Origin of the sequence: Brevibacillus sp. JB24b, assembly GCF_051713385.1 — a bacterium.
Classification (GTDB): domain Bacteria; phylum Bacillota; class Bacilli; order Brevibacillales; family Brevibacillaceae; genus Brevibacillus_B; species Brevibacillus_B laterosporus.
This window is the reverse complement of sequence record NZ_JBNVQV010000001.1, coordinates 1,909,870-1,936,318: the sequence shown is the minus strand read 5'-3', so window position 1 is coordinate 1,936,318 and position 26,449 is coordinate 1,909,870. Positions and strand designations below refer to the sequence as shown.

23 protein-coding genes are annotated in these 26,449 nt (G+C 41.8%); 6 read left to right on the top strand and 17 right to left on the bottom strand.

Translation table 11 applies throughout. The features are described from left to right. Positions 1-55: 55 nt before the first annotated feature. From ACQV1I_RS09450 to ACQV1I_RS09400, 11 genes are all read right to left on the bottom strand, one after another. Positions 56-1,171, bottom strand: a complete 1,116-nt coding sequence (locus tag ACQV1I_RS09450) for a M20/M25/M40 family metallo-hydrolase (RefSeq protein WP_116333741.1) — start codon at positions 1,169-1,171, stop codon at positions 56-58. A 108-nt stretch (positions 1,172-1,279) separates the two neighbouring features. Next, the gene (locus ACQV1I_RS09445; protein WP_116333740.1) at positions 1,280-2,836 is read right to left on the bottom strand and encodes an acyl-CoA carboxylase subunit beta; all 1,557 of its coding nucleotides are present in this window, start codon (positions 2,834-2,836) and stop codon (positions 1,280-1,282) included. Next, on the bottom strand, positions 2,829-3,671 hold the full coding sequence (mce, locus tag ACQV1I_RS09440; protein WP_116333739.1) for a methylmalonyl-CoA epimerase: 843 nt from the start codon (positions 3,669-3,671) through the stop codon (positions 2,829-2,831). Before mce ends, ACQV1I_RS09445 begins: the two co-directional genes overlap by 8 nt. A 25-nt stretch (positions 3,672-3,696) precedes the next feature. Continuing rightward, positions 3,697-5,349 carry an acyl-CoA mutase large subunit family protein gene (locus ACQV1I_RS09435; protein ID WP_116333738.1) on the bottom strand — a complete coding sequence of 551 codons (1,653 nt, stop codon included), beginning with the start codon at positions 5,347-5,349 and terminating at the stop codon, positions 3,697-3,699. 399 nt (positions 5,350-5,748) lie between these two features. Continuing rightward, positions 5,749-7,833 carry a stalk domain-containing protein gene (locus tag ACQV1I_RS09430; protein WP_116333737.1) on the bottom strand — a complete coding sequence of 695 codons (2,085 nt, stop codon included), beginning with the start codon at positions 7,831-7,833 and terminating at the stop codon, positions 5,749-5,751. A 229-nt stretch (positions 7,834-8,062) separates the two neighbouring features. Further along, the gene (locus ACQV1I_RS09425; protein WP_116333736.1) at positions 8,063-9,412 is read right to left on the bottom strand and encodes a dihydrolipoamide acetyltransferase family protein; all 1,350 of its coding nucleotides are present in this window, start codon (positions 9,410-9,412) and stop codon (positions 8,063-8,065) included. A gap of 18 nt (positions 9,413-9,430) precedes the next feature. After that, entirely contained in the window at positions 9,431-10,414 is a 984-nt protein-coding gene (locus ACQV1I_RS09420) for an alpha-ketoacid dehydrogenase subunit beta (protein WP_116333735.1), read from the bottom strand. A gap of 12 nt (positions 10,415-10,426) precedes the next feature. Further along, a complete protein-coding gene (locus ACQV1I_RS09415) occupies positions 10,427-11,419 on the bottom strand; it encodes a thiamine pyrophosphate-dependent dehydrogenase E1 component subunit alpha (protein WP_018672509.1) in 993 nt (330 codons plus the stop codon). An 18-nt stretch (positions 11,420-11,437) separates the two neighbouring features. Further along, entirely contained in the window at positions 11,438-12,859 is a 1,422-nt protein-coding gene (lpdA, locus tag ACQV1I_RS09410; RefSeq protein ID WP_116333734.1) for a dihydrolipoyl dehydrogenase, read from the bottom strand. 253 nt (positions 12,860-13,112) lie between these two features. Beyond that, positions 13,113-14,204 carry a Glu/Leu/Phe/Val family dehydrogenase gene (locus tag ACQV1I_RS09405; RefSeq protein WP_104032579.1) on the bottom strand — a complete coding sequence of 364 codons (1,092 nt, stop codon included), beginning with the start codon at positions 14,202-14,204 and terminating at the stop codon, positions 13,113-13,115. Between the two features lie 228 nt (positions 14,205-14,432). Next, positions 14,433-16,514, bottom strand: a complete 2,082-nt coding sequence (locus tag ACQV1I_RS09400; RefSeq protein ID WP_094699034.1) for a sigma 54-interacting transcriptional regulator — start codon at positions 16,512-16,514, stop codon at positions 14,433-14,435. A gap of 143 nt (positions 16,515-16,657) precedes the next feature. Between ACQV1I_RS09400 and ACQV1I_RS09395 the strand changes: the two genes are divergently transcribed. After that, complete coding sequence (locus tag ACQV1I_RS09395) at positions 16,658-16,924, top strand: DUF2627 domain-containing protein (protein WP_094699036.1); 267 nt, start codon at positions 16,658-16,660, stop codon at positions 16,922-16,924. On the opposite strand, the gene ACQV1I_RS09390 is transcribed toward ACQV1I_RS09395, so the two are convergent. The 5 genes from ACQV1I_RS09390 to ACQV1I_RS09370 form a co-directional block, all read right to left on the bottom strand. Next, positions 16,879-17,814 carry a hypothetical protein gene (locus ACQV1I_RS09390; protein ID WP_094699037.1) on the bottom strand — a complete coding sequence of 312 codons (936 nt, stop codon included), beginning with the start codon at positions 17,812-17,814 and terminating at the stop codon, positions 16,879-16,881. The genes ACQV1I_RS09395 and ACQV1I_RS09390 overlap by 46 nt on opposite strands. Continuing rightward, positions 17,807-18,487, bottom strand: coding sequence for a glycosyltransferase family 2 protein (locus tag ACQV1I_RS09385; RefSeq protein ID WP_104067137.1), 681 nt, complete (start codon positions 18,485-18,487; stop codon positions 17,807-17,809). The genes ACQV1I_RS09390 and ACQV1I_RS09385 overlap by 8 nt, the downstream gene beginning before the upstream one ends. Continuing rightward, positions 18,484-19,656 carry a putative cytokinetic ring protein SteA gene (steA, locus tag ACQV1I_RS09380; RefSeq protein ID WP_094699041.1) on the bottom strand — a complete coding sequence of 391 codons (1,173 nt, stop codon included), beginning with the start codon at positions 19,654-19,656 and terminating at the stop codon, positions 18,484-18,486. Before steA ends, ACQV1I_RS09385 begins: the two co-directional genes overlap by 4 nt. 171 nt (positions 19,657-19,827) lie before the next feature. Beyond that, a complete protein-coding gene (locus ACQV1I_RS09375; protein ID WP_018672501.1) occupies positions 19,828-19,998 on the bottom strand; it encodes a DUF2759 family protein in 171 nt (56 codons plus the stop codon). Positions 19,999-20,177: 179 nt separating this feature from the next. Continuing rightward, entirely contained in the window at positions 20,178-20,951 is a 774-nt protein-coding gene (locus ACQV1I_RS09370; RefSeq protein ID WP_116333733.1) for a class I SAM-dependent methyltransferase, read from the bottom strand. Positions 20,952-21,160: 209 nt separating this feature from the next. On the opposite strand from ACQV1I_RS09370, the gene ACQV1I_RS09365 reads away from it, so the two are divergent. The 5 genes from ACQV1I_RS09365 (at position 21,161) to ACQV1I_RS09345 (ending at position 25,423) form a co-directional block, all read left to right on the top strand. Further along, positions 21,161-22,033 carry a LysR family transcriptional regulator gene (locus ACQV1I_RS09365; RefSeq protein ID WP_116333732.1) on the top strand — a complete coding sequence of 291 codons (873 nt, stop codon included), beginning with the start codon at positions 21,161-21,163 and terminating at the stop codon, positions 22,031-22,033. A 265-nt stretch (positions 22,034-22,298) separates the two neighbouring features. Further along, positions 22,299-22,646 carry a hypothetical protein gene (locus tag ACQV1I_RS09360; RefSeq protein WP_094699047.1) on the top strand — a complete coding sequence of 116 codons (348 nt, stop codon included), beginning with the start codon at positions 22,299-22,301 and terminating at the stop codon, positions 22,644-22,646. Between the two features lie 455 nt (positions 22,647-23,101). Further along, positions 23,102-23,635: a sigma-70 family RNA polymerase sigma factor gene (locus tag ACQV1I_RS09355; protein ID WP_116333731.1), complete on the top strand. Its 534-nt coding sequence runs from the start codon at positions 23,102-23,104 to the stop codon at positions 23,633-23,635. Further along, a complete protein-coding gene (locus ACQV1I_RS09350) occupies positions 23,616-24,572 on the top strand; it encodes a DUF4179 domain-containing protein (protein ID WP_116333730.1) in 957 nt (318 codons plus the stop codon). The genes ACQV1I_RS09355 and ACQV1I_RS09350 overlap by 20 nt, the downstream gene beginning before the upstream one ends. Positions 24,573-24,787: 215 nt before the next feature. After that, entirely contained in the window at positions 24,788-25,423 is a 636-nt protein-coding gene (locus tag ACQV1I_RS09345) for a copper amine oxidase N-terminal domain-containing protein (protein ID WP_116333729.1), read from the top strand. A 72-nt stretch (positions 25,424-25,495) separates the two neighbouring features. Here ACQV1I_RS09345 and ACQV1I_RS09340 read toward each other — a convergent pair whose 3' ends face one another. Then, positions 25,496-26,362 carry a hypothetical protein gene (locus tag ACQV1I_RS09340; RefSeq protein WP_116333728.1) on the bottom strand — a complete coding sequence of 289 codons (867 nt, stop codon included), beginning with the start codon at positions 26,360-26,362 and terminating at the stop codon, positions 25,496-25,498. Between the last annotated feature and the right edge of the window lie 87 nt (positions 26,363-26,449).

The window sequence follows — 26,449 nt, the reverse complement described above, 5'->3', positions numbered from 1 at the left end:
TTCTGGAACAAACAAAAAGAGCCTGGTGCCATGACCAAGCTCTCTTTCTTGTTTCTTATTCAATACATTCAGCGATAACAGCTAGTACCAATTCAGAAGCCTTATATAGCTCTTCTAAAGGCATACGTTCATTTTTTGTATGTATCTCTTCATACCCGATACCAAAGTTAACAGAAGGGATACCATGTCCGTTAAACACGTTACCGTCGCTACCGCCACCACTACTGGTTAACTTCGGTTCACGATCTACACGTTTAACTGCGGCAATCGCTTTTTGCAACACCGGCGTACTTTCATCAAATTTATAGCCAGAATACATAAACTTCACATCATTTTCGCAAGTCGCACCTAGCTCAGAAGCCACTTCTTCAAATGCAGTCGTCATTTTTTTCACTTGTACTTCTAGTTTTTCATTTACCATGCTGCGAGCCTCTGACCAAATCTCTACGTAGTCTGTTACAATATTGTAAGCGCGACCACCTTCAAAACGACCAATGTTTGCAGTGGTATCTTCATCAATACGCCCAAGCGGCATACGTGAAATAGCCTTGCTAGCAACAGTGATAGCACTTATGCCATCCTCTGGATTCACACCAGCATGAGCAGCTTTTCCGTGAATTTTGGTAACAATGCGATATTGACCAGCTCCAGCTTTGACAATTTCGCCCACTTTCCCTGTTGAATCCAAAATAAAGCCCATTTCTGCTTTTAATTTACTTGCATCCATGTGACGTGACCCAACTAGACCAGATTCTTCACCAACGGTCAAAACAACCTGAATAGATGGATGAGGTAGATTCTGTTCTTTTAACGTACGAATCGCTTCAAAGATTGCAGCGATACCCGCTTTGTCGTCAGCACCTAGAATTGTAGTACCATCCGTTACCACATATCCATCTTTAATGGAAGGCTTTACACCTTTACCTGGAACGACGGTATCCATGTGACTGCTAAACAGAATAGCAGGACCCTTAGTAGTACCTTCAAGGGTAGCAAACAGATTGTTCGCACTATGTTCTGTTTTGGAAGCAACATCATCTTCCTCTACAGAAAAGCCCAAGCTTGCTAATTTATCCTTTAATACCTCAGCAATCGCTGCTTCTTCTTTTGTTTCGCTGTCGATTTGGACTAGCTCCAAAAACTCTGCAAGAATTCGTTCTTGATTAATCACATTGACTTCCTCCGTTCCCAATTCTCTATGTAACACTTTTAGTATACCGTAAAAAAGTTAGTCTGTACTATTCCAGTCAGAACTTTTTTTCTTTGCTATTTTCAGTAGCTACAACGGGATATTCCCATGTTTTTTTGCAGGTCGCTCCTCACGTTTCGTCTTTAGCATGTCCAGAGAATGAATAAGGTATTTTCTTGTTTCTCTTGGATCGATAATATCATCTACCATGCCATGCTCTGCTGCTACATAGGGATTAGCAAATTTCTCTCTGTATTCAGCAATCTTGCGTTGTCTGGTGTCTAGAGCATCTTCACTTCTCTCAATCTCCTTAGCAAAAATAACACTGGCTGCCCCCTCTGGACCCATTACCGCTATCTCAGCATTAGGCCAAGCATATACCACATCAGCACCAATTGCCTTGGAATTTAGCGCAACATAAGCACCGCCATATGCTTTACGAGTAATAACACTGATTTTTGGTACTGTCGCTTCTGAGTATGCGAACAGAATTTTGGCACCATGTCGGATAATTCCTCCGTGCTCCTGATTTACTCCAGGAAAAAAGCCTGTCACATCAACAAAGGTAACTAACGGAATATTAAAACAATCACAAGTGCGAATAAAACGTGCCAATTTATCAGAGGAATCAATATCAAGTCCCCCTGCCATCACTTTAGGCTGATTGGCAATAAAACCTACCGGCTGACCTTTTAAACGCCCAAAACCAACCACGACATTTCGTGCAAATTGTGATTGAATTTCCATGAAATCCCCATCGTCAACAATGAGTGTCAGCACTTTTTTCACATCGTATACCTTCGTCCCAGCGACAGGAACAATATCGAGCATCTCCTCTAGCCAATTTCCATCCTCTCCATCAAAAGGGATAACTGGGGGCTCTTCGCGGTGGCTTTGAGGCAGAAACTGTAGGAGACGACGAACTTCTTCCAGCACTTCCGACTCCGACTCCGACGTAAAATGAGCTACTCCACTTATACTGGAATGAACCTTAGCCCCTCCAAGATCCTCACTAGAAATCCTTTCTCCCGTAACAGTTTCAATGACCTTTGGCCCAGTGATAAACATCTGTGAGCTCTTTTCTACCATAAATACAAAATCAGTAATAGCAGGCGAATAAACTGCACCACCTGCACATGGTCCAAGAATAACCGAAATTTGTGGAATTACACCTGAATAGATAGAATTCCGATAGAATATATGCCCATAGCCATCTAGTGAAACTACCCCTTCTTGGATACGCGCTCCCCCAGAATCATTTAAGCCTACAACAGGAGCGCCATTTTTCGCCGCTAAATCCATAATATTAGCAATTTTCTTTGCATGCATTTCACCTAATGCCCCACCAAAGACAGTAAAATCTTGGGCAAACACATAAATCATCCGTCCATGAACTTTTCCGTACCCTGTCACAACGCCTTCTCCAGGCGCTTCCAGCTTATCTAAACCAAACAAATTGCTACGGTGTTTTACGAATGGCTGAAGCTCTACAAAGGTTTCTGAGTCTACTAATAGATCAATCCTTTCACGAGCTGTCAGCTTTCCACGCTTATGCTGGGCTTCAATTCGTTCGTCTCCACCGCCCAACTCTACTTTATTCTTCCGTTCGTATAGCTCGTCAATCTTGGCGTACATTTCATTACTCATCTACCAGCTCCTCCTTCTGCTGTTCGTACTGACATAGCTCGAATAATACGCCATTCGCCGCTTTGGGATGTAAAAAGGCTATCTGTGCTCCATGCGCTCCTAGTTTCGCCTGTTCATGAACAAGCTGCACACCGTTCTGTTTAAACTGCTGCAATCGTTCTTCGATATCATCCACATCCAAAGCAATATGATGAATACCTTCGCCGCGTTTCGTAATAAAGCTAGCGATTGGGCTTTCTGGGGAGAGAGGTTCTAATAGTTCTAGGTTCGTTTCTCCAATTTGCAGAAAGGCAACCTCTACCTGCTCTGACTCCACTTTTTCCCTCCCCTTAAGCTGTAAACCTAATTGCTCAATGTAAAAAGGAAGTACCGCTTCAATTGACTGGACCGCAATGCCTATATGAGCAATTCGTTTTGGAGTTTCCACCCAGCTATCCCTTTTTGGTCTTGCCTTGCTTCGAACAAAGTCTACAGCAGCCTGCGTTGGGGTACCTGGTGTAAAAATCTCAGCAATCCCTTGCTCTTTTAAGAAAGGAATATCCTCTTGCGGAATTACGCCTCCGCCAAAAACCATGATATCCTCAGCCTGTTGCTCTCGTAGCAAACGAATCACTTCGGGAAATAATTCATTATGCGCACCAGATAAACACGACAATCCAATAAAATCAACATCCTCTTGAATGGCCGCATGTACAATCTGTGCAGGGGTCTGTCGTAAGCCGGTATACACAACCTCCATTCCTGCATCTCGCAAGGATTGGGCGATAACAAGTGCACCACGATCATGACCATCCAAACCTGGCTTTGCTACTAATACGCGAATTTTTTGTTTCATGGTTGTCTTTCCTCCTTCGACCCGATTAAACCGCCCGATACTCTCCAAAAACTTGACGCAAAACTCCACAGATCTCTCCAATCGTGGCATAGGCGCGTACACAGTCAATAATAAAAGGTATCAAATTTTCTGTGCCTTCCGCTGCTGTCTTTAATCGACCGAGCGTTTGATCAACTAAAATTGTATCTCGACGATTTCGTAGACCTTCCAGTCGGTCCGTCTGTTTTTTACCAATCGATGGATCTACTCGTAAAAGCTCAGGCTGCGTCTCATTCTCAAGCGTGAAACGATTCATTCCTACTACTACTTCTTCCCCAGATTCAATATTACGCTGTGTGTCATAGGCTTGCTTGTGTATCTCACGTTGCATATACCCTGCTTCGACTGCAGCTACAGCGCCACCCATCTTCTCGATTTTGTCCATATAAGCCAGAACACCTTTTTCGATTTCGTCTGTTAAAGCCTCCACATAATACGAGCCGCCCAATGGATCGACCGTATCTGTAACACCGCTTTCATGGGCAATAATCTGCTGAGTACGTAAGGCAATACGTGCAGAATCCTCTGTTGGTAAGGCAAGTGCTTCGTCACGGGAATTGGTATGCAAGCTCTGGGTCCCACCTAACACAGCTGCCAACGCCTGTAAAGTAACTCGCACAATATTATTATCTGGTTGCTGTGCAGTTAATGTAGAACCACCTGTTTGTGTATGAACACGGAACTGCCAAGATTTTGGCTGTTTTGCACCATAGGTATTTCTCATCAGATTTGACCAGATTCTTCTGGCAGCTCTAAATTTTGCGACTTCTTCAAAGAAATGATTATGAGCATTAAAAAAGAAAGATAACTGTGGAGCAAAAAGATCGATATTAAGACCTGCTTGTAATGCTGCTTCAACATATGCTCTGCCATCCGCCAAGGTAAAAGCTACCTCTTGCACAGCACTAGAACCGGCTTCTCTAATATGATACCCGCTAATGCTTATGGTGTTCCATTTAGGCACATGTTCCGCACAGTACGCAAAAATGTCTGTAATCAAGCGCATTGAAGGCTGTGGTGGAAAAATGTATGTACCCCTAGCAATATATTCCTTTAAAATGTCATTTTGAATTGTACCGCTTAGAGCGTGTGGTGGTGTTCCTTGTTTCTCCGCTACAACGATGTACATAGCCAATAGTACAGAAGCTGGTGCATTAATGGTCATGGAGGTACTTACTTTATCAAGCGGAATGCCCTGTAATAAAGTTTCCATATCTTCCAAGGAATCAATTGCAACGCCGACCTTCCCCACTTCTCCCACCGACATTGAATCATCAGAGTCATACCCAATTTGTGTAGGTAAGTCGAATGCTACGCTTAGTCCAGTCTGTCCCTGCTCTAACAGGTAGCGAAAGCGTTTATTTGTCTCTTCTGCTGAGCCAAATCCTGCATACTGACGCATCGTCCAAAAGCGCCCTCTAAACATAGTAGGCTGAACGCCGCGGGTATATGGATATTCCCCGGGAAGACCGATTTGATCCATATATGATTGATTCACTTCTTTAGGCAGATAAAGCCGCTCGACTTCCAAATCAGAAGAAGTGAAAAACCTTTTCTTACGTTCCGGTGTTTTTTCGAGCCGCTCGTTCAACCGTTGTTGCCAGTCCTGATAGATTTGGGTAAAATTATGATCAGACACGTGTTCTCCCCCAATGCCAGCATAATGGAAAAATTAAGAATTCTCCTCTATTTTATTCTAGCATAGCCTCGCCGTTTTTCAATCAACGGTAGAAGCATTTGTACATTTAAGAAAGCTGATTCATTTTCTAGAAATTTTGGTTTTGCAAACTTCTTTGGTTAAAGTAAAACCTTATGCAACTTTATTGAACAAATGAAAAGGAGCTGTCTATATTGAAACATCAATCTACCATCGCCAAGATTTTGGTCATTATTCTTGTACTAGCCCTTGTTATTCCGATGGTTCTTCAATACGTATAGTATAGGAAAAAGGACCAATATAAAAGACACCCCCCAGTTGAAAGATGGAAGCGAATGAATCTCCATCTGTTCTGGGGGGTGTTTTTCATGGAATAAGTTCTTATTTAAAGATAATGACGCTGGAAGAAGCGTTATCCCACGCTAGGTTGAAGCGCAAGTTATCTGTGATTGTACGAATTGGTAACATTGGTACATTGTTTTTCAATTGTACAGCAGATGGCAAGGTATAGTTCTTACCGTTGATGTTGACAACATTTGATCCTACTTTAAAGGTCATCGTTGTATTTCCATGTTTTACAGTAGCAGCTGCTTTTGTATATGTTGTGCTTACTTTTAAACCATCACGCACAAAGGTAGCTGGTACCATGGTATTACCATTCAATGTGTAAGGAGCTACAGCCAATGGATAGGTTTTTCCTTGGGTTTTAAAGGATGCTGCACCTACTTTAAAGCTGATCCCGTTTTGTGCACCAACCGTTACTTGGCGGATGAACAATGGATTTTTTTCTGCAGATGTATATACGCCTACATTGTAAATATTAGATGCACCAGGTGTTTGGATTTTTGCATTTTCATTTACGGCTACGCTTACTGCTTGACCTGCAGGTAGGTTAACCGATGGGTAGATAACCAAGTTTTGTCCACGAGTACCAACATAGCTTGGATATGTTCCATTAACAGTCACCGCTGTTGTTGGAATGGTCGTAGGGACACGGAAGGATGTTGGCATAACCACTTCAATATAGTCTGCAGTGCTAAGACCAACGCCTAGTGCCTTAATACCAACAGTCATACCAGTAATTGCATTCGGATTAGGCTTGCTAAGTGATACAGTCGCTGTGCTGTTGTTTGCTGGAATTACAGGAACCGTAGGATTAGTCGGATTTGTCGGGTTTGTCGGATTCGTAGGATTAGTCGGATTCGTTGGCGTTACTCCTCCTGCTGTTACAGCAAACGACTTCGAACGGTAAGTTGTATCTCTATATTTTACAGCCAGATCGTAGTTACCTGTTGATGTAGGCATTTTAATGAACGCATCGTTCTTAAATTCGATACGAACACGATCTGAACTAGAGAAGTTATAAGGTGTTGACAAGGTTACGGTACGCCCTGAAACGCCAATAGATCTCACAGCTGTTCCATTGATTGTTGCAGATGTGCTAAAAATATAGCCTGGCACCATATCTTGGGTAGGAAATTCTACATAAATATCATTGCCGCCTCTAAGCTCATCCTTTAATTTTACTTCCATGGACACACTTGTGCGAGCCCCTGGATTGCTGTCTGATAAGGTGACACTGTAATCACTATCTACAGAGGAGGAGCCTTTTTTCAATTCAAATTCTTTAGAAACATAGGTCGTATTTTTATAATCGACTTCTACTTTAAAAGAGCTGCTGGAAGAAGGAGTTCTGATCCCAGCATCCTTGTTAAATTTAATCGTTAGCTTTTTATCCCCATCTGCTTTGGAGCCCGGTTTAATTTTAACTGTTCGACCAGAGATCTCAACGTCTTTTGGTGAATATCCGTTTAATTCAACATCACTAGTGCTAATTCTATTAGGTAGCATACTAGAGTAAGGGAATGTCACTTCCACATACTTCGAATCATCTAACTTGTCATTTAGATCAATTCGGGAAATTTCAAGAGATGTTTTTTCATCTTGATATTTGCTTCCAAAGTCAACGGAAAAGGCACTTTTCTCCGTTTTACTTTTTGAAGAAGAGCTTTTGCCTTTTCCGATTTTAATGCTTTCTTCTGCTTCATCGTCTCCATCGTCAACAGAAATGTCATATTCCCCACTATCATCTGGATTAATGACATCATCGATTTCGATTTCTACACGATCACCCTCATCAATTCTAGAGGGAATAGTGATCGTCAATTTTGAACCACTTTTCTTTAAATCTTTAATAGAGTCTCCATCGATTTCAATGGAACTCTTTTTAACATTTTTTAGGTCAAAATCACTATCAAATTTTACTGTGATTTTGTCTCCTTTTTTCAGGTCGTCCCCTGCTTTAAATTTAAGCGTGTACGTAGTTTTCTCTTCTGTGTCAGTGTCGTCAGCATCAATAGATAGATTCTTCGCTGCGTATGTACTCTGCGGAACAGAGACCAAAGGTGTAATTGCTAGAGTCGATGCTAGCAGTAGGAATGCGCCTCTCTTTAGTTGTTGTTTCATAATTCTCCTCCTGTTCACTCTCGATTTTTTTGCCTTTGGAAAAACCCAACTCTCCCTTTCAGTGTACCATTAACAGTATGTTAATAAGACAAAGTTGTTGATAGCTTTAAGGCAATTTTAAAATAGTATCCATTATTTAATACGAACAAATCGTGAAAAAGTTACATAAAAAAGTAAAAAAAATGAGGAAGATTACCTATCCTCCCCATTTTTCCCATTTTATTTAGTCCTAATAAACCTTTGTTTCTGGGCCAATTGCTTCCAATTTTTCTTTTACACTTTGCAGGAATCGTCCACACACTAACCCGTCGAGAACGCGATGATCTAGTGACAGGCACAAGTTAACCATGGAACGAACAGCAATCATATCGTTTATAACCACTGGACGTTTCACAATAGATTCCACGCTCATAATCGCCGCTTGTGGTGCGTTAATGATAGGTTGTGATAGCACAGAACCAAACGAACCAGTATTGTTTACCGTAAAGGTCCCGCCGCTCATATCATCCATCGTTAATTTACCTGCTCGTGCCCGGTTTGCTAAATCTTCAATTGACTTGGCAATACCGTACACCGATTTTTGATCAGCATCTTTAATTACTGGAACAAATAAAGCATCCTCGCTCGCTACGGCAATAGAGATATTTACGTTTTTACGAACGATAATTTGATCGCCTGCCCATGATGAGTTAAGCATAGGAAATTCTTTTAAAGCTTCTACAACCGCTTTAATAAAGAATGGCAGGAACGTTAAAGAAACGCCTTCTTTTTTCTTAAATTCATCCTTAACACTATTGCGGAAATGAACTAGATTTGTCGCGTCCACCTCAACCATCATCCATGCGTGCGGTGATTCATGTTTACTTTGCACCATACGTGACGCTATCGTTTTACGTACAGGCGTCACAGGAATGCTCTGGTCTCCTGCTGCTAGAGATACTTGACTAGATGTTGAGGAAGTCATTGAATTGATACTATTAGCCTGCTGAGCCACTGAAATAGATGGTGCTTGTGTACTAACTGCCATTGTAGCAGGCTGTGGAGTAGTTGCTAATTTGTTCGTATTGGTTACTTGTGGTAATCCACCTTGATCTATTACCTTTTGTACATCCTTGCGCGTAATACGTCCTTCTAGGCCTGTACCAATCACAAGGGATAGATCAATGTTATTATCCTGGGCAAGTCGCATCACTGCAGGAGAATAACGTTGTTTCCTTTCAGGTTGCCCCTTTGTTTCACTTGTCGTAGAAACAGGTCCAGTTGAAACTGGAGACGGCATCGAAGTAGCAGATTCTTGCAAGCCTGCTTCTACATTATCTGTTGATTCACTGGCGCTTTCCGTTCCCTCGTCTATATGAAGGATCAGGGTACCGACACTAACTGTCTCTCCTTCAGGAACTACTATCTCCTTGATTCGTCCCGATACAGTGGATGGTACTTCTGCTGTTACTTTATCTGTATTTACTTCAGCTAACGGATCATACTTGTTGACCACATCGCCCACATTTACAAGCCATTTAGTGATGGTACCTTCTGTAACGCTCTCGCCCAATTGTGGCATGAGTACTTTCGTTGCCATGGTTCGTCCTCCTTTTGCCTAGAAGTGCGCTAATTCACGCATCGCTTCCAATACTTTTTCTGGACTTAACATAAAGAACTTTTCCATCGGTGGGCTGTATGGCATTGCCGGTACATCCGGTCCACACAGACGCTTAATGGGCGCATCCAGATCAAATAGACAATGCTCAGCAATAATAGCTGCTACTTCGCCACCAACTCCGCCTTCTTTATTATCTTCATGGATGATTAACACTTTCCCCGTTTTAGATGCCGCTTCTACAATTGCTTCCTTGTCTAGCGGATAGAGTGTACGCAGGTCCAGAACGTGAGCAGAAATCCCTTCTTGAGCAAGCTTTTCCGCTGCTTGCAAAGCAAAATGCAGGGTGAGTCCATAGGAGATAACCGTAATATCGTCTCCTTCTCGCTTTACATCTGCCTTACCAATTGGTACTGTGTAGTCTTCTTCTGGTACTTCGCCTTTAATCAAGCGGTAGCAACGCTTATGTTCAAAAAACAAGACTGGATCTTCGTCACGGATAGCTGCTTTTAATAAACCTTTCGCATCATATGGGGTAGAAGGAACTACCACTTTTAACCCTGGAACGTTTGTAAACATCGCTTCTAAGGATTGAGAATGGTACAGGGCTCCATGTACGCCACCACCAAATGGAGCTCGAACAGTAAGTGGGCAATTCCAATCATTATTGGAACGATAACGCATTTTAGCGGCCTCGGAAACAATTTGGTTCACCGCTGGCAAAATGAAATCAGCAAATTGTATCTCTGCAATAGGACGCATACCTACGGCTGCTGCTCCAATTGCCACACCCACAATCGCTGATTCAGCTAAAGGAGTGTCCATAACACGTTGCTCCCCGAATTCTTCAATCATACCATTGGATGCACGAAATACCCCTCCGCGTACTCCTACGTCTTCTCCCAACAGAAATACCTTGGGATCACGACGCATTTCTTCCTTCATCGCCATGGTAATTGCATCAATAAAAGAAATGACTGCCATCTTAACTCCCCCTTACGATCCGTATACGTGCGTCAAAGTCGATTCTGGCGCTGGATATGGTGCCTGTTCGGCGTATTCCGTTGCTTCATCTACGATTGCTTGCACTTCGTTAGATAGAGCCGACGCTGACTCATCCGTTAAGAGGCCTACCTCTTTTAAATACTGAGCAAATGTAATGATTGGGTCTTGTTTTTTCGCCTCATCCACTTCTCCACGATCTCGATATACACGATCATCATCGTCACTTGAATGAGGTACAAGACGGTAGGTTACGGCTTCCACTAAAGTAGGACCTTCCCCAGCTTTTGCTCGATCAACCGCTTCCTTCATGACACGATACACTTCAATTGGGTCGTTTCCATCTACGCTAACCCCTGGGAATCCATAACCAACAGCGCGGTCTGCCACGCTTTCGCAAGCCAATTGCTTTTTCAATGGCACAGAAATGGCATACTTATTGTTTTCACAGAAGAAAATAACCGGCAATTTATGAACGCCTGCAAAGTTAGCCGCTTCATGGAAATCGCCTTGGTTGCTAGATCCTTCTCCAAAAGAGGTGAAGACAGCATGATTTTCGCCTGTCATTCGTCCTGCTAAGGCAATTCCTACAGCATGTGGTACCTGTGTAGTAACCGGGCTCGATCCTGTCAAAATACGGTATTTCTTACCCCCAAAATGACCAGGCATTTGGCGACCGCCACTGTTAGGATCTTCAGCTTTTGCAAAAGCAGATAACAATGTATCGCGAGCTGTTTGCCCAAAGACCATAACCGCTCCAAAATCCCGATAGTACGGGCATAAATAATCCTTCTCTTTATCAAAGGCAAAAGCAGCCCCAACTTGAGCGGCTTCTTGACCTTGGCAGGAAATAACGAATGGAACTTTCCCAGCTCGGTTTAACAGCCATAAACGCTCATCCACTTTTCTTGACAAGAGCATGTAGCGATACATTTCCAGCACTTGCTCATCGGTTAAACCTACAGCCTGATGACGATTCTTGGTCATAAGGTTTCCTCCCTGCATTTAAGAATGAATAGCCAGACCTTCAATATCAAGAGCCGCTTCCGCAAAGGCTTCCGACAACGTCGGGTGCGGATGAATTGTATGGGCGATCTCCCATGGGGTCGCATCCAATACACGCGCTAACGCTCCTTCTGAAATCATTTCAGTAACGTGTGGTCCAATCATGTGAACACCGAGCACATCATTGGTTTGTTCATCGACAACCAATTTTACAAATCCGTCGTTTTCTCCAAAAACCAATGCTTTTCCTAGCGACTTGAAACTAAATTTTCCTGTTTTTACGCGATAACCCTGTTGTTTCGCCTCTGCCTCACTTAAACCTACACTTGCTACTTCAGGACGACTATAGGTACATTTAGCTACCTTTGTTGGATCAAGTGCCTCAACAGCTCGATTGTTCATATGCTCAACGGCCAAAATTCCCTCGTGAGCAGCTACATGAGCCAATTGAATCCCACCAATCACGTCTCCTATTGCATAAATATGCGGTTCAGCCGTTTGATAGGTAGAATTAACAGCAATTTGCCCCTGTTCTATTTTAATTTCAGTCGCCTCTATGCCTAAATTGTCCACATTAGCTTGGCGTCCGACAGACAAGAGCATTTTTTCAGCGGTAAAGGTTTGTATATCTCCTTTGACTTCCGCTTGTACACTTACTTGACCATCTGCCACCTGAGCACTTTCAGATATCACTTTTGCATTTGTTACGATTTTTACTTTCCGTTTTTTAAGTATGCGGGTTAATTCCTTACTGATATCAGCATCTTCTGTTGGCAAAATGCGATCCCCGTACTCCATTACTGTAACATCCACACCAAAGTCGCTTAATAAAGAAGCCCATTCGATACCAATAACCCCACCGCCAACGATGATCATGGACGCAGGAAGCTGTTCCATTTCCAAGGCTTCGTCGCTCGTCATTATATGTATTCCATCTATGTTTAGGCCAGGTAATACTCGTGGTCTAGAACCGGTTGCAATCAATAAAAAGCGAGGAACAATGATTTCTTGTTCACCATCCGCTGTCTCGATGCGTACCGCACCAGCTTGTGGAGAAAAAATACTTGGCCCCATTACACGACCAAATCCTTGATATATTTTGATTTTTCCTTTGTTCATCAAGTATTCTACGCCTTTATGCAACTGTTCCGTTATCGAGCGTTTTCGCTGTTGTACCAGCCCAAAATCTAGCTCTACATTACCTGTGCGTACCCCGTATTTCTCACTTTCCTTGATCGTGGCAAAAACCTCGGCACTACGCAATAATGCTTTGGAAGGTATGCATCCGCGGTGCAGACACGTTCCACCCATTTTATCCTTTTCGACGATGGCTACCGACATGCCTAATTGTGTGGCACGGATCGCCGCTACATAGCCGCCAATTCCTCCACCAAGCACGACAAGATCAAATTCTTGGGACATCTTCACATCTCCTTTACCCTGTAGTAGCTATGTGTTGCTTTTGCCTTACCGAGACACATTATACCACATTCCATGACCTGGTACTAAAAAAAGAGCTGGATGTATCAAGAAATGGTCCAACTCCTACTCTTTACTCATTTGTTCTGCCTTTTTATCTAGGGATTTGGCATGAAGTAGATAGTGTAGGTAGTGCAAGAATCAATAACATTCTTGCACTACCGTACTACCAATGCTTTTTTCAGTCAAGTTGTTCTTACTTTGGTAAGCTTGCTTTTGGATCACGCAAAAACGTTTTACGCGATCTAGCTAAGCGAGCAATACGTTCTTCTGCCATACGGTCAGCCGCTTTATACGTTGGAATATTATCGCGATCCGCAATTTCAAATACGCGGTTCATGTTATCGTAAATAGTTTCTACCTTTTTCATGGCACGTTCACGGTTGTAGCCATACAATTCATCCGCAACGTTGATAACGCCACCTGCATTGATTACATAATCAGGTGCATAGACGATACCCATTTCCTGAATGATGTCGCCATGGCGTTCTTCTTTCAATTGGTTATTAGCCGCTCCAGCAATTACTTTGGCTTTGAATTGTGGAATGGTATCATCATTGATGATTGCGCCTAATGCACAAGGAGAGAAGATATCACATTCAACGCCGAAAATTTCATTGACTCCAACCGCTTTAGCCCCAAAGTCTACTACCGCACGTTGAACATTATCCATGTTAATATCCGTTACAATTAGATTTGCACCTTCTTCATGCAAATAGCGGCACAAATTGTAAGCAACGTTCCCTACCCCTTGAATAGCAATCGTTTTACCGGAGAGATCATCATGACCAAAGCCACGTTTTGCAGCTGCCTTCATCCCACGATACACACCATATGCTGTTACAGGCGACGGATTACCCCCAGAACCAAATGCTGGTGATACGCCTGTTACATAATTGGTTTCTTGATAAATTAAATCCATATCAGCAACAGTCGTTCCTACATCCTCAGCCGTAATATAACGACCATTTAAGCCTTGGACAAAACGTCCGAATGCTCGGAATAACTCTTCGCTCTTATCTTTACGAGGATCACCGATAATAACCGCTTTTCCTCCACCCAAATTAAGTCCTGCCGCCGCAGCTTTATACGTCATACCACGAGACAAGCGAAGTGCATCTTCAATTGCCTCTTCTTCAGAATTATACATCCACATACGTGTACCACCCAAAGCTGGGCCAAGCGTTGTATCATGAATCGCAATAATTGCTTTTAATCCAGAAGTCTCATCCTGACAAAGTACCAATTGTTCATAATCGTATTTTTGCAGATAATCAAAGATTTTCATGAGTAGCCCTCCTGCTGTTTCTATTCCAAAACGGATTTTTGGGGTTTAATTTTCCTTCTATGAATTCGCTTACACAACCTACCTATTTATCAAAGCAATAAGCATGCCAATCCATAAGATATTTGTGAACAATAGATGGAGAGGATGTGAACATCACGTTTCACTTTATCTATGATGAAATATTTTGCACAACTTTGCAATCCTTTGCACGCAAAATTTTGCAGATATTCACAAACCATCTTGTGGATTCGTTTCCAAAATGCCTAGTTTCTCCATTTTATAATATAGATTGCGTAAGGATACTCCTAATTGCTTAGCTGCTTCCGTTCTATTGCCTTTTGCCTTATGTAGTTCTTGTAAAATACACTGTTTTTCCGCTTCTTCGACAGCCTGCTTTAAGGTTCTAGTTTCCCTACTAGCTGGCTTTTGATGCGCTGCTTCTGTTTGAGAAACATGCGTTCGTTCCAAAGGTGGTAAATGATGTGGCATGATCTCTATCTCTGTAAACTTCATGTGAATAATAGCCCGTCCCAAAATATTTTCGAGTTCACGAACGTTCCCTGGCCAACGGTACCCTTTTAGGACATCCAATGTAGAATTGTTGATCTGCTGAACGTGACGCCCATATTCGAGATTAAATTTTTGTAATAAAAAATTAGCAAGCGATTCCAAATCCTCTTGTCGTTGACGCAAGAGGGGGATATAAATCGGCAACACATGTAAGCGGTAATATAGATCTTCTCGGAATTTGCCTGCCTGAATGGCTGTTTCCATATGTACATGGGTAGCTGCAATAATGCGAACGTCGATTGGAATCGCTTTCGTACCACCAACTCGGATAATCTCTTTTTCCTGTAATACACGTAAAAGTTTAGCTTGCATGCCCATAGATAGCTCACCAATTTCATCTAAAAAAATGGTGCCGCCACTTGCTTCTTCAAATAGGCCGCGTTTACCTCCACGTTTAGCACCAGTGAAGGCTCCCTCTTCATAACCAAACAGTTCACTTTCTAACAAGGTCTCTGATAAGGATGCACAATTAACTCGAATGAATTGATTGTACTTACGTGAGCTTCCGTTGTGAATCGCATGGGCAAACAACTCTTTACCAGTCCCTGATTCACCACGCAAAATGACAGTAGCCGGAGTCATGGCAGCTAACTTAGCCTGTTCGATAGCCCCTTTCATCGGTTCACTATCTCCGATAATATCGTCGAAGGTATACTTTGCTTCCAGAGTACGGATAAGTCGTTTAGCTGTCTCTAACTCTTCAGATAAGGTCTTAAATTCAGATATATCATGAATAACGCCTACACTACCACGCAATTCTCCATTTACCAGCACGGGGGCTACGTTTACCACCACATCTTTACGCATTGGTCCTAACTTCATACGAACACCGCGAACTGGTTTTTTGGTACGCAGTACTTGCATATGCATACTCTCACCTTCAGAAATATCCACAGTGGCTGGTTTACCTATCACATCATCGGGAGTCATGCCCGTAATGCGTGTATAGGCTGGATTAATTAACAGTCCGATCCCATCACCATCAACAACAGAAATAGCCTCATCAGATGAATGCAAAATTCCTTGCAATAAGCTTTGTAATTCTTTTAAATCAGTTACTTCTTCAAGTAAAGATATAATCTCAGTAATATCTCGGAAGACAGAGACAGCCCCGACCACTTCCCCAGCATCATTTCGTACAGGTACCCGATTGGTAATAATACGAGTGTCATTCGTTAAGGCCTGCTCCTGATTAATCTCAGGCTGACCAGATTTTAGTACATAGTGCAAACGTGTATTGGGAATAGTCTGTTCCGCACGTGTACCAATCACTTCATTCTTAGACAGTCCCATCAGTTTTTCACTAGCTCGATTAAAAATCGTTACCTGCCCCTCTTCGTTGACAGCAATAATTGCGTCGTGTGTGGAGTTTAGCATGGTATCATACTCTCGTTGCTTCTGACGAAGTGTCTGAATGAGCTTTTCGCGCTCACGAATTAATCTCATGATAATACTCGTAAAATTACCAGGTATTAAAACAGTTTCAGCGCGCTTTCTCTTTAAAATGTCATCATAGGCATGAGGATCGCCAGTTGCTTCCAAAATCAAGTCCACATCGCGAGCCAAATAAGGAATATAATCCGTCCCTACCTGTATCCCTAGAGAGTTGGCCACTTGTATACCTGGGGCGTCAGCATTGTGGTCGATCACAGCAATGAGCTCTACACCCTCCATCTGCAACAATAAGTGGATTAGTAGTGTACCGCCTTTTCCAGCCCCCACCACAATAACTTTATGCATGTAAAACCCACCCCTTTCATTGAGGACTGCTGCTATGGCTGAATCTTCCACTTACATTTTATCGTATTTTGTAGGTTAGACAAGCACCATCAGATGTTTTATGATGGAGATAAACAAACCTTTACAAAAAGGATGTGGCTTGGTTGCTCGGTCAAAGAATCGTTGCGTTGCTCATCATGGTGATTCCTGCTGTCATCGCGGGATGGGGCTTTAAAATGATGCGCGATACTTTATATCAATACTTTAATCCTGATATCAATCAATTTTTGTGGGGACACTTTACATTTGGAGCCATTTTATTTGTTGTGCCTATTGCATTTATTGGTGGCTTTATTTTGCATCATGACCGTAAACGTAATCGCGTTCAACCACGCTTCATGAAACGAGATCTCGAAGAAGATGATGAGTAAGAAGCTTCGCTATGTATAGGCGGGGCTTTTTTTCCACCCAACAAATCTAACCTGTGTAAAAGTGGTCGATTGCTAATAAAGGTCGTAAATGAATAACGTTCTGCCAATATATGCAAAATCAAAAACAACAAGAAAAAAACAATTTTGATGTTGAAAGGAGTCGTACAGACTAACGTGTACCCTAAAATAAATCCGAGATAGTTGGAGCCTGTATCTCCTAGCATGACCATTCGTTTTGCATCATGATAAAATAAAAGAAGGGTAGCACATATGATTGGATAAATCATGATCCATGAAACGGGGACGCTAAAGAAAGGCGTCGATGCTAATACAAGAATGAATAAGCTCAAAAAAACCTTACTTGCTCTTCCTGGTCGTAAATCAAATAGGTTTATCAGATTAATCGACAAGGCAAGCAGAATGGTATGGAACAGAACCTCCAGCACGGTATCATACAAAGCCAGACAAATAATGAGAGAAATATTGCCCCCTGCCCAAGCTTTTAAAAAGCCACTGGTCATTCTTCGTTCAGTCAGTAGGGTACCTACATGTCCGCGGAATCCTTTGATATGCCTATCGTGAGCGCAGTCATCCTGCCAGCCCAGCGCAGCGATTGCAAACGAACCGCATAGAAAAAACACTCCAAATTTCCAAGGTATTACTACAGAAGCCTGGAAGATCCATAAGAGCAATAGCAACAAATAGGTACTGGTAATATAAAAAAATAAGAACCATCCACAGCCTGTTGGTATCAATTCCTCTTGATAATTCAACCTGACAATCTCATGTCTCTTCAGTATTTTAATCCCTCGAAGAAAAAATACATCGTGTAAAATCAGAGGTAGGATGATCGCAATACAGGATAGTAATAGAATGGAGCTATTATTCATCTTTTTTCACCTCTTGCCGTTTGCGTTGTAGAGTTTGATAAACATGCCAAAACTCTTTTCCCCTATGCAAAAATCCATGGAGATTGTTAGATGTATAGCGATGTGTAAATTTCACCGGAACCTCTTTGATTCGATATCCAGCCCGCAAAATATCAATTGTCATTGCTACCTCAATACCAAACCCACAATCCATGAAACGAACACAGGAAAACAAATCGCGTCTAAAGGCTCTTTGCCCGGATAAAGGAGCTTGTAGCTTCTGCTGGGTCATCTGTGCTATTCCTTGATAAGCCAGCTTTCTAGTTAGTCCAAAACCAGCCTTGCGTGGAGCTTTTGGTAATATGGCTATCGTCATATCACATTCTTCCCTGACGACAGGAGTCAGTAACTTGTCCACTTCACGTGCGCTCTTCTGTAAATCAGCATCTAAAAACAAAATAATATCACCTGTAGCTTCCTTCCAGCCCGCTTGTAGAGCAACTCCTTTGCCAACATTCTTAGGAAGCGTAATCAGCTGATCAACCCACGGCCTAGCGATGGTAGCCGTACAATCGATACTCCCATCATCTACTACAATCAATTCTTGGATGAACGATAATTCTCTCAATGTAGAAACCGTTTCTTCAATCCAATCCTGCTCATTAAAAGCTGGGATAATCGCGCTAACTCTCATACCATTCCCCTACTAACATGCGTCCAGAGCATATAGCCAACTGTACGAATCGTTGGATGCATGAATAAAAGCAGTAATATCAAGCACAATGAACTTGCAACAACAGTACCCACAGAAGGTCTGAACATTTCTTTTTGCTGTATCAAGTAATGGATTCCTTTTGCGTCAATAAGCTTATGTCCAATGCGAGTACGAATAAGAAAGGTACTAGCCATCCCTTTTCTTCCTTTTTCCAAGAAATCTTGCATGTTGGTATGACTACCGACTGTAATAATTCGAGTAGCTTGTCCTTGATAGGCTACTAGCATAGCTACATCCTCACTCGTGCCAGGAGCTGGTAACAGTTGATACGATACACCCAGCCTATCCAAGCGACTTCGCCCAGGTGCTATTCCATTTTTATAAGCGTGCAAGATAATCTCTGCTCCAGAATAAAGGGCACGATCCGATATGCTATCTAAATCACCTATAATAACATCAGGAACCCATCCACAGCGCAGGATGACATCTGCTCCCCCATCTACCGCAAGTAAAATCGGTCGATATTTCTTTATAAAAGCGGACAATGAGTGAAGATCATCTCGTGCAGAAGGACCGCGATTAACAAGTACAACAAAGCGATTCGTAAACGATGCACGAATGGGTACAAGTGGAAGTCTAGTTGTAAAGAGGTTTTTTTCTTGTTCGATAAAGGATAACGTGTTCGTTAGAAATTGTATGTAATGTTCCGGCTCGTGACTAATAGCTTGCTGGGCTCTCGTCTCGTAATCTGACATAAGAAAAGGACGTAGCGGAATCTTGATTTGTTTTTTAGACGGAACAGCATGTAAGCAATTATTGATAATTTCTACTTTCTTTCCATCTAAAAAAAATTGTATATCGCTTACAATCGTTCCTGCATTTTCGATTTCATATAGTACTATGTTCTCTTGTAAAAGAAGGGCTGCTCCTTCTGTCAAAAAATCGCCTGTCAAAAAAGGGGAGAGATTGATAACTGCTTTTACTTGAGATGCAATCAGGTCTTCAGCCGCTGTTACATCCAGATTTCCATGATCAATCATGGCAATATGCCCTGCTTTTAATCGTTGACATAGCCACTTGGTTTTTGAATCTGTCATCAGGATTCCCTTAATATGAACAGTATCGGACTTACCTTTATTCCATCTCATTACTACTCCACCTCCTATTTCTAGTATGACGTAACCCTTTCTTGATCATGCGTCAAAAAGAGCACGTCTATCTAATTAGCTCCGTATTCATAAACATAGTAAAGTCCACAAAAAAAGAAGCTTTGCCAAAAGCAAAAGCTTCTCATGATGAAACCACCAAACATTTTACAATTACGCACCTGTTGCGAATTTAAGAATAAGGAAATCGGCGTACACAAATACTGCTAATGAAACCAGACCAAACGCTGTGGCAAACTTGTTTTTCGCCTTAATGGAACGAAAAACCCCAGCCAAAATAAACAGAGTTATCAGAAACATGGTTACGTCCATAACCCATTGCATCCCAGTTCAACCCCTTTGCAAATGATATACCTGTTCAAGGATAGCAAACAATGGCAAATTAATTATATAATGTACCCAATATTGAAACAAGTCATATCAACAATTGTGACAAGTAAATTCACAAGTTTCCTATCACTCTATAGATTAGCAACTTTCCCACTTGATGAACTTTTCTATCTTTATTTTCTGGCAATCCACAATGTCCAGCGATCCCTCTCTTCTAATGGCTGTTCGGTTGGCAATTTGTACTGCAAATCGTTCACATAGATTTCAAGTTGCTCATTGCTTATTTCATGTAAGATCGAGCGTCCCCTCCGATTTAACAAATCCTGTTGATATTCTTGAAGAGAAGAATAAGTTCGTCGCACTTCCCAGAAGTCTTCACTCTGTACAGATGAAAAGCCCACTTGATACAATGCTTCCCTTATTGCCTCAGCGCTTGGTCTTCGTTGCTGTTCCAGCTTTTTTAGCTCTGGAAAATATTCAAATAAGTATCCTCGTAGATGAGCAGGGCTTCCTGGTAACAAGCAGTCCAATAACGTACGATCCTGAATAATAAATGTACCTGTTTCGTTTAAAATTCTCATTTGTTCTTCAAAGCAAGTAGTCCATTCAGTGAAGTGATGTATTGTTGCACGCGAAAAAATGAGATCATATGTATCCGTGGCTAGATGTGTATTTCGCATATCACCTAGATGATACACGATTTGTGGATACGAATGGCACTCTTCCTGGGCAGCAGATAGCATAACCTCCGAAAAATCCATTGCGGTTACTTGCTTGGCACCGAGATCGGCCCAGGCTCTTGTATAAATTCCCCCTCCACAGCCTGCATCCAATACCTGCCATCCCTCTGGTTGTACAAACTCCAGCATTTTGTCTCTCCAACTACCAGTGGCTTCCCTAGCCTTATATGCTTCTTTTAGGAGAGGATTATGAAAATGAGTAGACATTCCTATCTCCTTCCTTTCCAAAAATTCGAGGACAATTCCATTCTGTCATGAAACTCCTTTGCTTTCTATATACAGCCATAAAGGAGTCGTTTGCCTCTGCGTATATCTTACTTCTTTATTTATCAGGCTAGTTATATAATTGCGATAATAAGCTATCGATAAGTTCGATATCCTTACATACAGACTAATCTTTGAAATAGGAGGGTTTTATGGACTTACAAAGCTTGGAAATTTTTATTTCTATCGCCCGCATGGGTTCCATAAATAAAACGGCACATGCCCACTTTTTAGCGCAGTCCACTGTAACACATCGGCTGAAGCAATTGGAAAAAGAGCTAGAGATGACTCTCTTTACCCGTACAACCTCGGGGGTAACGCTAACGGAGGAAGGACGAGCTTTTTTACCTGTTGCCAGTTCCATGATGGAACAATATCAGCAATTTATTCAGCAAAATCATCAGATACGTCCACTGCGAATCGTTGCCGGGAAGGCATTTGTCTCCACACAGCTACCTCGTCTGTTAGGGGGATATCGTCAAGTGGACCCTTCGTTTACCTGTTATCTACGTTCTACCTTATTTGAAGAATCTGTTCACTCTTTATTAGCTGGTACCGCTGATCTAGCTTTTTTGGGTAATGAATTGTACCATCCGCACATTAAGACTACATATTTGCCCGAAGATCCTATTTTGCTAGTCTGCTCACCTCATCATCCATGGGCTTCAAATTATCCTGGCTGGGCGGAGTGGGATAAGCAATCTCTAATTGCTTTTGGCAATCCTACCGCTCCCTATCGTCAACGAGTTGAACGTTATTTAGCAGAAAATGGAGTTTTCCCAACTATCATAATGGAGCTAGATAGTTTTAGCGCTGTAAAGCAGATGGTTTTACAAAATTTAGGGATTGCTTTATTACCTTCACGTTTCGTTCAGCAAGAAAAGCTACAAAGAAAATTAGTCACTATCGATATTTCCCATGGCACGTTTACTCGCCCCACCCTTCTGGCCTACCCTGCTGAAAAAGAAAGCGATCTTCGCCTAGCCTCTTTTATAAACTGGGTGATAGAGCATTATGATCACTGATGGGATTGGTAAAAGTTTTTCATCCCTTTTTGACTGATTTACGCCATGTGTTTTGCGGAAATGGGGATGCTATGAAAGACATTTTCAACAGCCCCCAACAAGAAAGGAAGTGTCATCATGTCCAAGCATAACGGAGTCAAACCTCAACAAAGTGATAAAAATAACCCTTCACAAACGCGTTCTTCCAATACCATGAGTAAAGAATCGCAAGCAAAACCTGTTTCCCGATAGCGCTAAAGTGATCCAGTGGAAAGGAGGCTATCTCATGCACATGCTTACTTCACAGTACAATCAACAGATCAATATGCATAAGCAACAAGCTCAGGCCCATCTAACTCAAGCTCAGGCTCACGAGCAGCAAGCTCTGATGCATCGTCAACAGGCAGACTTGCATGATAAACAAGCCATGGTTATTATGCAATCTTCACAGCAAATGAATCAAACTTCAGTCGCAATGCCCGTTTATACTCAACAATTTATGGGCCAATCCAGTAACAAGCAACATCACCAGGAAAAACAGGTTGCTCATAACAATCAAGTTTCAAAAGCTTCTCTAGCTTTTAATGGTAAGGTTCCAAGCGATGAGGAATTAGCGAAAGCAAGTAAATCATAAACCAAACGACCTGGTACAAATTTGAAAACGTTCCTCCCTTTTACCTGCATGGGTTAAAGGGGGGAACGTTTTATGTTTAACTTAGTTCCATTTGGTTACATCTCTATAGCCTTCATTATTTTGATTTTTACATACATGAGAATAATTATAATTCGTCTTTCTCCTTTCTAGGCTTTTGAGAAGAGATGGTTAGGAGTCTGTTTTTTTCTTCGACCTCTTATCTGGGTAACTGAAATTAGGTATTTCTGTTTGTAAGATGCTTTTATCGCATGATATCCTCCCCACAGTTGCTTAAATCACGGACCTCCTCTTTGAATTTTACTTTTATTAAAAATTACGTGATGGAATAGAGCAGCCTTTCACTCCCCTTTTAAAAAATGAAACTTTCTGATCAACTGGATGGTCTAATAATGGAAACAGACGATTGTAACATTTGTTTGAAAGGAGAGAACTAAATGCGCGCGCATACTCCAGTTCAGTCCACTGAGGAGAGAGAGCATCTTTATAGACTTATAGAAGAAAACAAGGAAAATTTATACCGTCTTGCTTACAGTTTTGTCAAAAATCGTGACGAAGCGCTGGATATCGTCCAGGATACGATATATAAGGCTATCGTTTCAATCGATAGCCTGAGAAATCCTGAATTTCTCAAATCATGGTTGTATCGTATCGCGATTAATTGTGCTCATAATTCTTTACGAAAGACACGAAGGATTATATTTATGGATATGAGTATTTTGGAAAATGTTATGTACCATTCAGATAACAAGCGCGATGAGATCTTCGATGTGAGGCAAGCACTAGCGAAACTCGATCTAAAATATAAGACGGTAATTATCTTAAGGTTTTTTGAGGATATGACGCTGGAGTCCGTAGCAGAAATATTGGACGTGCCCGTAAGTACTGTTAAGTCGCGTCTCTATCGGGGACTTCAAAAATTAAAAATTGATTTGCAGGAGGTTGAACATCTTGAACAATCAATTAAATGAACTGAAACAGAGCTATGAAAGCATCGAAATACCGAAGGAGCTGGATGCTGTAATCCAATCAGCTAAAGCAAAGGGCAATGCGGAATTATCATCACGGAATAAGGGAGTAGGACGAATGAAAAATAAAACAAGCAGAATTTTGATGAAAGGACTTGGCGGAGTCGCGGCCATGTTTTTATTATTCGGAGTTGCCGTCAACACGTTGCCGGGTTTCGTTGCTGCTGCGGAAAATGTACCGTTTCTAGGAAGCCTTGTGAATGTATTGCAGTTTAATAGCGGGTATGCCAATGGCGGGGAAAGAACGGACGGAAGCAACATCAAGCCAATTACGTTCAAGAAGGAAAAAGATGCCGAGCAAATTGTGATCAACTTTACCCAAGGTAACAAGGAGTGGGGGGAAACACTACAAAAAACCGCTCCCGCTTTCCACGTATCCTATCAGGAAAACCCCTACACGATGACTTTTACGTTGGATGGCGTAAGATGGTTTGATAATCAAACATTTGAGGAACTGAAGAAGAGCGATTTGGTGGCAGATGCTTACCGGTTAATTACACTGGACGACTCTTCTGATCGTTTCGTATTTGTATTCAAATCACCAGTTAAGTATGAGGTAAAGGAATATTCGGATCCTGCTCAAATCGTATTGAACCTTTCAAAAGATCATCAGGTACAGGAAAAAACTGTATATTCAATAAGAACTGCTGCTTATCCGCTCGGGGAAAAATTGGCGCTTATTGAAGAAGGGCTAATCGAAGAGAAAGGAGTTCGTATTCTTAAAGACAGTGAGAATATGTTTTATATTGAAGTAGGGCTGTTCGAAAACATGGAAGAAGCAAACCGAAAAGTATCGGAAATAAGTGAAAAATACAGATCCACATTTAAAGAAGAGTACGGAATGGAATTAAACGTATTTGTGGAAAAAAGGGAAAAATAGACACAAATGATGGGACTCATAATACTGAATTGTGTGCTGGCTTTGAGGAACACTCTGTGTGCCCATGCTGAATAGACCAGATTTCATAAAATGCAGGATATTAGGAAAATACAGCCATATTTGATGTTTGCTTTTCCCCACGAATATTCCGTATGCTTTAGGTCAAGCAAGTTATCAATAAACAGATATTCACACTAAAAGGAGATAGTTACAACATGAAGAAGATGGGGAAAAAGAGTTTATTTTGCGGCGTATTAGCTACAGCACTGCTTGTATCGGGTATGGCTTATGCTGCCCCAGCCATCAAATTAATGGTAGATGGGAAAGAAGTGAAATCAGACGCGCAAGCCCAAATCATCAATGGCCGGGTGTTTGTACCGGCACGCGCTTTGGCAGAATCGCTCGGAGGAGAAGTGCAGTGGGATCAAAAAGATAAGATCGTGAAAGTAAAAAGCAACGCCTCCCAACAGAATGGAGCAATAACCAGCAAAGATGCTTATGTGATTGAAGATCAAAAAGCTCTTATCAGTCTTCCTTCTGAATGGAAGGATAAGATTAAGGTAGAAAAAAAGACGAATGAAGTTACTTTTCAATATGTGCCGAAAAATAAGGCCATCAAACCGGAATTTTTCTTCAGCGTCCTCATCATCAACAAAACCGTGTGGGATAAAGATGAATATGCAGATACGGGACTATTTACCGTGCTAGGAATGCAGGATGGTAAGGTGTATGCGTTGCAAACACCAAGTGAAGCACCATATTTGGAGAAGCCGGAAAGTCCAGAATTTAAAGAAAGCGTCGACATGCTGAATCACCTTAGACAATCCATTCAGTTTATGTTCATCAAATAAGATGGAAGAAAAGCAAAAGAATCCTTGAAGATAGGCTTCAAGGATTCTTTTGCAGTATATGAATAGGTAGCTCTAATATCTTTCCAAAATCAAAGCCGTTTTCAAAGAGTCTTTTGGTAAAAACCATCCCTTTGCTTCTAAAAATGCCATTAACTCCTTTTGTCCCTCTGTTGCTTCCCTGCTTTTGGTGGTTTTGAAGGAAGCTTCTACAATATATTCTACACTGTTTCCAGAGGCAGATTTAATCGGCCAAATTTCCACATCGATCTTTAGCCCATTCCATGTTCCTGTGTAGCGTTCTGCCAGAACAGGCCCATAAATTCTCGCTTGTCCTAATTTTTCTTTTCCCCATCCAGCGTAGAGCCATTTGTCCAGTTTTCCAGGAATATTGGCGGTCACTAGTTTGATGGAGTCGGCATGAGAGGGTAAATCTGTTCCTTGATAACCTGATTGTTTTACTTTTTTCTTTCTGGAGATGCTTAAGGTTTTTTGTTTGTAACCCCATTCCACCTGCGCTTCATAATTGGTATCTGTAGCATCAAATCCGTCCTTATTAGCCTGTGTCAAAGCAGCATCAATGTTATTGTTTTCGATGGGATATCTTTTCTTATAAGTTACTTCCAAATGTTCTTTACTGTCCAATTTGCGGATGCGACTGATCCAGCCTTCTTGATTCAAATCCTGATCATCTGTATCTAGAAACTGCACATTCATTTTAATGGCGGAGTCAGGCATGTTGAATGCTTTAAGAACTTCTGGTAGTAGCTTGTGATCAGAAGACAGCACTTGATTAGAGTCCAGTAATAGCTTCACTTCATAATCTGGCTCTAGATTGCCGGCCGCTTGTACCGCTTCGGGAATGGCAAAAAAGGAGGAACAAAGGCCTAGACAGACAGCAAATGCGATAGTTGCATGTTTGAGCGCAGGGATCGTTTTCACTTTAACAGCTCCTTTGTTTAAAAAGTACCAAATTTATTTATCGTTCTTGTACATCCATTCATACAAGCTACACATTTGAGTCGTCAA